The sequence below is a fragment of the Paracoccus sigandri genome, assembly GCF_003709565.1.
Lineage (GTDB): Bacteria > Pseudomonadota > Alphaproteobacteria > Rhodobacterales > Rhodobacteraceae > Paracoccus > Paracoccus siganidrum.
On the sequence record NZ_QNRC01000037.1, the window covers coordinates 21,727 to 31,524 of the forward strand.

The window sequence follows — 9,798 nt, forward strand, 5'->3', positions numbered from 1 at the left end:
GCAAGGCTCGACAGGTGCAAATGCAGTGTTCATGCCATGCAATACGGGTGACAAGGCGTAGCAGATCATTCTTACGGCAATTTTTCGGTTTGATTGATCCAAGGCCAGGTTCCACGCGTAAGCTTGTCAAAGAGTTAGTGGAGTCCAGATGCCTTTTGACATCATCAACGGCGCGCCGCAGCGAATTGCCATCGTCGGCGGGGGCATATCGGGCCTGGCTTGCGCATGGGTTCTGTCGCGCCACCATCATGTTACGTTATACGAAGAAGCGATCCGGCTTGGCGGCCATGCGCGCACGGTTCTTGCCGGCAAGCGGGGCGATCAGCCGGTCGATACCGGGTTCATCGTGTTCAACCATGTCAATTACCCGCATCTGACGGCGATGTTTCGCGACCTTGACGTGCCAATCGTCAAAAGCGACATGAGCTTTGGCGTCTCGCTGGACGCTGGCGGGGTGGAATATGCGCTGCGGTCCGGCAATGCGCTGTTCGGCCAGCGCCGCAACATCGTGGACCCGCGCTTTCACCTGATGATCCGCGACATCCTGCGCTTCAATGCCGGGGCCGAGGCCGAAGTGGCGGCAGCGCCCGAGATGACCATCGCCGCCCTGATCGCGCGGATGCGTCTGGGTGCACGATTTCGCGACCATTACCTTTATCCGTTCTGCGGGGCGATCTGGTCCACGCCCGATCACGACATCGGGGCCTTCCCGGCCCGTGCGATGGTGCGGTTCATGCGCAACCACGGGCTATTGTCGCGCGGCCAGCATCACCGGTGGTGGACGGTGGACGGCGGCTCGATCTCCTATGTCAAGCGCCTGTTGGCGGCGCTGGTGCAGGCCGGAGTCGATCTGCGCCCCGGCACTTCCGTGGGGGCGGTCACGCGCAGCGGCGAAACCGTAACCCTGCGCGCCAAAGGGGCAGAGGCCGAAAGTTTCGATCATGTCATCCTTGCAACCCATGCCGATCAGGCGCTCGCGATGCTGAGTGATGCTGACGGGACCGAACAGGCCGCCCTTTCGGCAATCCGGTTCCAGCCCAACCAGGCTGTCCTTCACGCAGACCCATCCGTGATGCCGCGCCGCCGCAGATGTTGGAGTTCATGGGTCAGCCGGGGCGATACCGGGCGAGCGGGTGTGGCCGTCACCTATTGGATGAACAGGCTGCAGAATATCCCGGACGACGATCCGCTGTTTGTCACGCTGAACGCGGGTGACGGGATCGACCCGCGTTTGATCTACGATCAGGTAACCTTCCGTCATCCGGTCTTTGATCTTACGGCGTTGGACGCACAGGCGCGGATTGCCGCGATGCAGGGCAATCGCAACACCTGGTTTGCTGGAGCATGGCTGCGCAACGGCTTTCACGAAGACGGCTTTGCCAGCGCCATGCGCATCGCGCGGCGGTTGCTGCCTGTGGCGGTGCTGCCATGACCCTCGCCGCGCGGCTTGAGGCGGGTGAGGTGCTGGCGATGCCCGCGCTGGTGACCCATGCCCGGCGCGGTGCCCTGCGCCACACATTCCGTACCCATGCCGATCATCTGCTGCTGGCGCCTGAACATTTTCACCCGCCCCGGCTGATGGGGCATAACAGGTTTGGCCTGATCGCCTTTTACGACTCCGACCACGGCGGCCCGCGTGGCGCGGGCACCGGCGCCCACTGGGCCTGGGCGCAGTTCGGCGCGGCCGGGATCGCCCGCCGTCCGGGGCTGGTGCTGGTGCTGGTGACGCAGCCACGTTTCTTGGGCTACTGGTTCAACCCAGTCAGCTTCTGGATGCTGATCCAGGGCGACGCGCTGATCGCCGCGATTGCCGAGGTCAACAACACCTTCGGCCAACGCCACAGTTATCTGCTGGCCCGCCCCGACCTTGCGCCGATTACCGCTGAAACGGAACTGACCGCGCGCAAGGTGTTTCACGTCTCGCCCTTTCAGGACGTGGCGGGGGAGTATCATTTCCGCTTTGCCCTGCACCCCGACCGCATCGCCATCCGCATCGCACAACAGGACGGCGCGGGCGGCATCGACACCGCCATGACAGGGCGCCTGGTGCCGCTGACCACCCTCGGGGTTCTTGCAACAAGTTTTCGCCGGCCGGGCGGTGCGCTGCGGGTGATTGCCCAGATCTATTGGCACGCGCTGCGCCTGAAACTCAAAGGCGCTGCCTATCGCCGCGTTCCCACCCCACCCGATCAGGAAATCAGTCGATGAGCCTTGCGACACGCTCCCTCAAGTCCCGCTTTCTTTCCGCCCTTGAAGGGATCGGCGATGGAATCCTGACCCTTACCACGCCCGAGGGCACTCGCCACCGCTTTGGCAGCGCCGGCCCCGAGGCGGACTTGCAGATCCGCGACTGGCGGCTGCTTCCGCGTCTGGCGCTGCGCGGCGATGTGGGCTTGGGCGAAGGCTGGATCGCCGGCGAGTGGCACAGCGAGACGCTGGAGGCGACGCTGTCGCTGGCCCTGCGCAACCTTGGCCTTCGGGCCGGTTGGGGAGAGCCGGGGCGGCTTCAGGCCATGCGAATGCGGCTGGTCGACCGACTGATGCGGCCAAACAGTCTGCGTGGATCGCGGCGCAATATCCGCGCGCATTACGATGTGGGGAACGAGTTCTACCAGTTGTGGCTTGATCCCGGCATGACCTATTCCTCGGCACTGTTTGGTGAAGGCGATGATCTGCCGCGCGCGCAGGCCCGCAAGAACGCGCGCATCCTGGCGCAACTGACACCGGGCGAAAGCCTGCTGGAAATCGGCTGCGGCTGGGGCGGGTTCGCCGAAGCTGCTGCGGATCACGGCCATGACGTGACCGCGATCACGCTGTCGCCCTCGCAAAAGGGCTATGCCGATGCCCGGCTGGATGGCCGCGCCGAGGTGCGGCTTCAGGATTACCGTCAGGTGACGGGCAGCTTTGACAACATCGTGTCGATCGAGATGATCGAGGCGGTGGGAGAACGCTATTGGCCGACCTATTTCGCCACCCTCAAGGCGCGGCTGGCACCGGGTGGGCGGGCGGTCTTGCAGGCGATCACCGTGCCTGATGCCGAGTTTTCGGTATATCGCCGCCGCTCGGATTTCATCCGTCAGCATGTCTTTCCCGGCGGCATGCTGCCCTGTTCTGCGATCATCATCCATGAGGCCGCAAAGGCCGGGCTGCGCGTCCAAGACAGCCACGCTTTCGGCCCGGATTATGCCCGCACCTGCCGGATCTGGTGCGAGAGGATGATGCAACAGCGCCCGCGCATCGAGCGGCTTGGCTATGGTGACGCGTTCCTGCGCGGCTGGCAGTTCTATCTGGAGGGCTGCGCCGCTGCCTTTGCCACAGGGCGCTGCGATGTGGTGCAGGTGACGCTTGACCACGCGGATGCGGCGGCTTGAATGGCGGCGCCCGGCATCCTCTGGCTGACCCGTGATTTTCGTCTGCATGACAACCCCGCGCTTCAGGCCGCCATTGCCGATGGTCCACTGCTGCCGGTTTTCATCATCGACCGGCTGACCATGACGCAGGGCGCGGCCAGCCGCTGGCGGCTGATGCGCGCGCTGCAATCGCTGGATGCCACCCTTCGGCAACGCACCGGCGGCAAGGGCATCACGATCCTGCGCGGCGAGGCGGATGAGATCCTGCCACCGTTGATGAAGCGGCTGGGAGTGCGCAGGCTGCACCAGTCCGACTGGCCCACATCCGAAATGCGGACGCTGCAAGGCCGCATGCGGGCGGCCCTGCGGCCTGCGGGTGCCGAGCTGGTCCTGCATCCGGGCCATCTTCTGGTGCACCCCCGGGCGATCCGAACAGGCAATGGGGGCGCCTATCGGGTCTATTCCCCCTTTGCGCGGGCAGTGCGGCAGCTCGGCCCCGATCGGCCCGCCGCTGACGCGCCGCGGCGGATCACAGCTTGCACCGAGCCGCTTCAGGGGCTTGATCCACTGAAACTGGATCTCGCTCCGGACCTGCACCGTGGCCGCGCCGCCTTGGAGCAGTTTGCCCCGCCTGCGGGCGAAGGCGCCGCGCTTGCCCGGCTGGACGACTTTCTCGACCGAGCCTCTGCCTATCCCGGCGGGCGTGATCGCCCCGATCTCGACGCGACTTCCGGCCTCTCCGATCATCTTGCGGTGGGAGAAATCAGTCCACGCGTGGTCTGGGCCAGAGCCATGCTGAGGGCCGAGGTGTCGCCCGAACACGCAGCCGGCATCGGCAAGTTCCTGTCCGAAGTGATCTGGCGCGACTTTTCCTGGCATCTGCTGATCGAGTTCCCGCAGATGCCGGTTGCCTGCTGCCGTCCCGAATGGGAGGGCTTTCCCTGGCGCAAAGACGCCCCCGAGCTGATCGGCTGGCAGCGGGCGGAAACCGGGGTGGCGCTGGTCGATGCCGGATTGCGCCAGATGTGGTTGACGGGCCGGATGCACAACCGCGTGCGCATGGTGGTTGCAAGCTGGCTGACCAAGCATCTGCTGATCGACTGGCGCGCGGGGCTGGCGCATTTCGCCGATTGCCTGACCGATTGGGACCCGGCCGCCAATGCGATGAACTGGCAATGGGTGGCGGGCTGCGGCCCCGATGCGGCGCCCTATTTCCGCATCTTCAACCCCGAGAGGCAGGCGGAACAATACGACCCTCAGGGCGATTATCGCCGGCGCTGGCTTGCTGGATTTGACGGTGCCTCTTGCCCAGAGGCTGAGGTCTGGCTGCAAAGCATTCCACCGGCGTGGAACCGCGGACCTTGGCTCCCCGGTCCCCCATCCATGCTGGCCAAGGGGCGCAATGCCGCGCTGGCGGCCTTGGCACAGTTTCGCGCCACCATATCGGAGACCTGAAATGAATGACCGCAACGCAAGGATCATCATACTGCTGTTGGCTGTGGGTTTCGCCGTTTCGCCCGTCCTGTCGAATGGCTTTGGCGGCTTTTACACGGAAAGCTTTCCCGTGCAGGTGGACCGCTGGCCCGCCCAACCCGTTGGATGGGCCTTTTCAATCTGGGGGCTGATCTATTTGGGGCTGATTCTTGCCTCGGTATGGGCTCTTTGGCGCCCTGAAACCATGCCGGGCTGGGGGCGCGCTGCCTGGCCCCTTGGCATCAGCCTGTTCATCGGCGTGTTCTGGATCGAGGCTGCCCTCCGTTCCCCATCGATCGCCACGGCGATGATCCTGGTGATGGCGGCGGCTGCGATCATGGCGATGCTGCGGGTCGGGCCCGGCTGCCGCGAATGGGCACCCATCGGGCTATACACCGGCTGGCTGACGGCTGCATCAGGGGTCGCCCTGTCGGTGGTGGCGACGGGATATGGCATATTGCCGCCGCGAACAGCCGCCATTGCGCTGATCATTTGCGTCCTGATTGCGGCTGTTGCGGTCGCCTTCGTCCGTCCGCACGTCTGGTCCTATCGCGCCGGTGTCATCTGGGCATTGTTCGGCGTCATTGTGGCCAATGCGGGCGCCGGCGACTGGCTGATCGCCATGATCTGCGGCGCGGGAATCATCATGCTCGCAATGTTCGACCGGTTCATCCCCAAATCCAGCCGCGGCTGATCGCTATAAAACGCTACCCCGGCTGATACAGCCGGGGTCTATCTGGTTTACATATGATCAACTGTGCCATTCGCCTCAGTTGGCAGGAGGCATGATCACCGCGTCGATGACATGAATCACTCCGTTCGAGCCCGCGATATCGGCCGTGGTGATGTTGGCGTCATTGACTTTCGCGCCGCCATCAAGCGTGAAGGTCACCTCGCCGCCCTGAACCGTGGCTGCCGACATCCCCTCGGTCAGATCCGAAGACATGACCGCACCCGGAACCACGTGATAGGTCAGGATCGAGACCAGTTGATCCTTGTTTTCCGGCTTCAGCAGCGTGTCCACGGTCCCTTCGGGAAGGGCCGCAAAGGCCGCGTCCGTCGGCGCGAAGACAGTGAAGGGACCTTCACCTTTCAGCGTGTCCACCAGCCCGGCCGCCTGAACCGCAGCAACCAGCGTCGTGAAATCGCCCGCGGCAACTGCCGTATCAACAATGTCCGAGGTCGCATCTTGCGCCATGGCGGCACCTGCCAGCATGGTCGTTGCCGCAGCCCCCATCAGAAACTTGCGTAGCATTCCGTTTCTCCATTGTGTCAAGTAGTGTTTCGCAGAGGACAATATCCGTACCCTCCATCGTCATTACGCAGGTCGCCCCCGGACGGATCAAACTTGCGGACAGGAAAAATTCGATTTGCGTGCGCGGATGTCCAAATCGACCAGATCATGCCGGAAGCAGCAGGTGTGTCAGACATTCTCTGGCACTAGGTCGTGTTGACAAAAGGGATTCCGCTGGCAGGCGTTCTATGATTCAAGCTCATCTCGACGTGGGAGATGAGCTTGGCGCGCAACCTGATATCCGACGATGAGTGGGCCTTCTTCGAGGGCTTCATTCGTGCCGTCCGACACCCGAATGGGCGGAAACCTGCGGATCATCGTCTTGTTCTGGATGGTATTTTCTGGATCGCAAGAACCGGTGCGCCTTGGCGCGACCTGCCCGAAGAGTTCGGCAAGTGGTCGTCGGTCTACCGCCAGTTCCGCCGCTGGACCTTGGCCGGACTGTGGGAGGATATCCTCGACGCGCTGAACCACGCGGGGATTGCGCCAGACAAGCTGCAGATGGTCGACAGCACCGTGATCCGTGCCCATCATCATGCGACGGGCGCAAAAGGGGGACTCCGAAAGAGGCTCTTGGCCGTTCGAGAGGTGGGTTCTCGACCAAGATCCACCTCCGCGTCAACGGTGCTGGCCTCCCGATGAGGACCGAGATCACGCCTGGGCAGGATTCCGACTACACCGGCTATGATATGGTGATGGCCGACAACCTGCCGCAGCCAGCAGTTCTGGTCGCCGACAGGGGCTATGACTCTGATAAAATTCGGGAAGACATCGAGAGCCGCAACGCCCTGCCAATGATCCCAATGCGAAAGAACCGAAAGGTGCGCAAGGCTGTCGACATGACCATCTACACCCTGCGCAACATGGTCGAGCGCTGCTTCAACAAGCTGAAAAACAGCCGCCGGCTGGCAACCCGCTACGACAAAACCGCAGATAGCTTCCTCGGCTTCGTAGACGTCGCCTGCATCAGGCTCTGGCTAAGCCTTTTGTCAACATGACCTAAGAGCTACTTTCGGGCTTCTGGCGGCCGTATGCATCCAGAACCATCTTAAAGTAGGTGGTAGTTTTGTCGGAATGCTCGCCAAGACCCGGCCAAGCAAACGGAAAGGTTCCGGTGGTCGAAGACCATTCGATCTCGAGCCACAACATTTTCGCAATGGCCTCAGCTTCCGGGGAGGCTTTGCCTTCGGGCCAGAGATCCAGATCCAACGTTATCGATGCCTCACCGTCATCATCGACATCGATTTCGGCACTCAGCGCGGCCAGTCGTTCCGCGACGTTACACGCGTCGTCCAGCAACGCCGCTCGCAACAAAAGTTCAGCTTTCTTCGAGTCCATATCCATCTTCAACGCCATATCGGTCCTCCAAACTCCAAGTGTAGTGTATGCACCACAATGTTCGAACAGAAGGGCATTGTTCTGCCACTGCTTTGCGGAGGCTGCGGTGCAGGGTGCCGGCCTCCGATGGATGTTGGCTACTCGCCTGGATTTTGCTAGTGCACCCGTCGACCGGCGGCTTCGGTGAATGTGGCCGCGCAGCGAAAGGTGAGGCTGAGCGGCAGCTTTGGGCCGTTCGGCCTCGACCGGCTTGTGCCTCATCCGCTTGACGCCGCTACATCGCCGCAAGACCGTACTGAGCCCTAAGCGGGCGGTCGCGCTGTGGAGGATCCAAGGACAGCCAGAGCGTTGCTAACACGCCTGACATCCAGCCTTCCGATCATGCGATCTCCCTGCAGCACGGGAAAGACGTAGTAGCCGTATTTCCGCATCACTTCCGGCACGAAGATTTCGATCCGGTAATGAAAGCCCAACAGGCGTTCGGTGCGCGCCCGATCGCGCAGCGCCGGATCAAACGGCGACAGGATGCGCACTCGCGAGGATGGTTCGGGCAAGGCAGCGGCAAGATCGAGCATCGGATCGGTCGTGACGCATCGCCTTACCGAGCCGTCTGCCATCGTGATGCCCACCTCGACGATCCGACCTGCTGCAAGCCCCTCGGCACACCAGGTCTTCGCCTCCTCTCGCGTCACGATGTCGAAGAAAGCGGCCAGTTCGCCGCTTGTGGCGAAGCCAAGTCTCTGAAGTGCGGCGGACATCGCCCAATCCACGTTCTCGGCATGATCCGCGCGTCTGTCGCGGTATTCGGCCGGGATGACGCGTTCGGTCAGATCGTAGAACTTCCGGAAGCCCTGGCGATGACAGACGGCGAGATGACCGGACCGCCACAGGAATTCGAGTGCCGTCTTCGACGGGTGCCAGTCCCACCAGCCTGATGAGGCCTTGCTTTCGTCTGGTCCCACATCCGAGGAACAGGTCGGCCCGTGATCGGCGATCTGGCGCAGAACGGTGTCGATCTCTGCCTCCCACCCCGCACGGCGCGCAGCCGGCCACCGTTCGCGCATCCGGGTTTCGGCGCGGGCCATCTTCAGCCGCCACATCGGGTAAAATGACATCGGGATGACCGAGGCGTCGTGGGTCCACTGTTCGAATGCTGTTCTGCGATGCGCGACAAGCTGTTCGAGCGCCTCGGGCCGATAACGGCCACGGCGGGACCACAGGATCAGGTCATGCGCGCGCGCCAGCGTGTTGACGCTGTCGACCTGAACGAACCCGAGATCGTTGAGCACGCCTTCCAGATCCGCGCCTTTTCCAGCGCGGGATCCCGAGCGCAGGAGCAAATGCCGGTCGAGGAACAGACGACGGGCGCGCCGGTTGTCGAGGATCGTTCGTGCCATGGCCTCATTCTATCGCCGACGATGCGGGAGCACTGCAATGGCCGGTCTGCAGGAATCGCTGTCTGGTGTCCGGCGTCGTGGCCCGCATCTGTAACATGTTATCGGACCTCGCAAACGGCTGACATTCCTTCTGCAAGCGGTAAACTACCTACTCAAATGCCTGAATGGCGCCCTTTTCCACACACCCGCGACAGTCGGCGCCTCTGTCTTAGCCCTCGACGGCCGTCATCGACCGGCTGAAATTGCTGCAACTGAGACCGATTTGCCGATATGGTGAAGCTGCTCCGCGATGCGGCGTCTCGGCCGAAAGGCAGAAACGGTCCGCGTGCCTCCAGATCGTGCCCAAAAGTCCTCGTCCTGTTTCAGCACGCCGCAAATCGACCTGCGAGCGCCTGGCAACCTTCACTGGATCAATGCTCTAAAATGAATGCGACGCCCGTTTCGCGTGCCCTGCATCGAATTGAACTACGCATCTTTGCCGCATGAGACTCAATTCATGGAGACACGCATGGAACTGCAAGGCAAATCCATCATCATCACTGGAGCCAGTAGCGGGATCGGCGCAGCCGCGGCACTGCTGTTCGCACGTGAGGGCGTAAACCTGATCTTGGGAGCCCGTAGGTCAGAAAAACTAGAAGTTTTGGCCCAGACCATCAACCAGGGCAACGGCCGAGCGATTTTCCTTCCGGGTGATGTGAAGGATGAAACCTACGCGCAAAGCTTGGTTGACCTTGCTACTGAAGAATTCGGATCACTGGACGGCGCGTTCAACAATGCCGGGATCGTCGGCGATATGGTCGCTGTTCCTGACATGCCTACTGTCAACGGCGGCGTAAAAACCTGCCACGGGGCGGCGTAAAAGTCGGCCACCCTTGCGCGCGGCTGAGACCTCCGTGAGGGCGTAGCCCGAGCGGGGGTCTCAGCCGCGCGTTGCGATTTTCGAGGG

9 protein-coding genes and 1 pseudogene are annotated in these 9,798 nt (G+C 62.6%); 7 read left to right on the forward strand and 3 right to left on the reverse strand.

Annotated features, from left to right (window positions below; translation table 11 throughout):
• Positions 1-148: 148 nt before the first annotated feature.
• Genes C9E82_RS20970 through C9E82_RS20990 form a run of 5 tightly spaced genes read left to right on the forward strand, consistent with a single transcriptional unit; the run spans position 149 to position 5,517 of the window.
• Positions 149-1,432: an NAD(P)/FAD-dependent oxidoreductase gene (locus C9E82_RS20970; RefSeq protein ID WP_119898625.1), complete on the forward strand. Its 1,284-nt coding sequence runs from the start codon at positions 149-151 to the stop codon at positions 1,430-1,432.
• Positions 1,429-2,208, forward strand: coding sequence for a DUF1365 domain-containing protein (locus C9E82_RS20975; protein WP_090617780.1), 780 nt, complete (start codon positions 1,429-1,431; stop codon positions 2,206-2,208). Before C9E82_RS20970 ends, C9E82_RS20975 begins: the two co-directional genes overlap by 4 nt.
• Positions 2,205-3,371, forward strand: coding sequence for an SAM-dependent methyltransferase (locus C9E82_RS20980; RefSeq protein WP_062563576.1), 1,167 nt, complete (start codon positions 2,205-2,207; stop codon positions 3,369-3,371). The genes C9E82_RS20975 and C9E82_RS20980 overlap by 4 nt, the downstream gene beginning before the upstream one ends.
• On the forward strand, positions 3,372-4,805 hold the full coding sequence (locus tag C9E82_RS20985; RefSeq protein ID WP_119898626.1) for a cryptochrome/photolyase family protein: 1,434 nt from the start codon (positions 3,372-3,374) through the stop codon (positions 4,803-4,805).
• 1 nt (position 4,806) lies between these two features.
• Positions 4,807-5,517 (forward strand): hypothetical protein, encoded by a 711-nt coding sequence (locus tag C9E82_RS20990; RefSeq protein WP_119898627.1) that lies wholly within the window; start codon positions 4,807-4,809, stop codon positions 5,515-5,517.
• A 75-nt stretch (positions 5,518-5,592) separates the two neighbouring features.
• On the opposite strand, the gene C9E82_RS20995 is transcribed toward C9E82_RS20990, so the two are convergent.
• Complete coding sequence (locus C9E82_RS20995; RefSeq protein ID WP_119898628.1) at positions 5,593-6,078, reverse strand: fasciclin domain-containing protein; 486 nt, start codon at positions 6,076-6,078, stop codon at positions 5,593-5,595.
• Positions 6,079-6,333: 255 nt separating this feature from the next.
• Here C9E82_RS20995 and C9E82_RS21000 point away from each other — a divergent pair.
• Positions 6,334-7,115: pseudogene (locus tag C9E82_RS21000) on the forward strand (IS5 family transposase).
• A 1-nt stretch (position 7,116) separates the two neighbouring features.
• Here the strand turns inward: C9E82_RS21000 and C9E82_RS21005 are convergent.
• Together C9E82_RS21005 and C9E82_RS21010 are read right to left on the reverse strand one after the other, a co-directional pair.
• A complete protein-coding gene (locus C9E82_RS21005) occupies positions 7,117-7,473 on the reverse strand; it encodes a hypothetical protein (protein ID WP_119898630.1) in 357 nt (118 codons plus the stop codon).
• Positions 7,474-7,757: 284 nt separating this feature from the next.
• Positions 7,758-8,852 carry a winged helix-turn-helix domain-containing protein gene (locus C9E82_RS21010; protein WP_119898631.1) on the reverse strand — a complete coding sequence of 365 codons (1,095 nt, stop codon included), beginning with the start codon at positions 8,850-8,852 and terminating at the stop codon, positions 7,758-7,760.
• Between the two features lie 508 nt (positions 8,853-9,360).
• On the opposite strand from C9E82_RS21010, the gene C9E82_RS21015 reads away from it, so the two are divergent.
• Positions 9,361-9,711, forward strand: coding sequence for an SDR family NAD(P)-dependent oxidoreductase (locus C9E82_RS21015; protein WP_119898634.1), 351 nt, complete (start codon positions 9,361-9,363; stop codon positions 9,709-9,711).
• Positions 9,712-9,798: the final 87 nt, after the last annotated feature.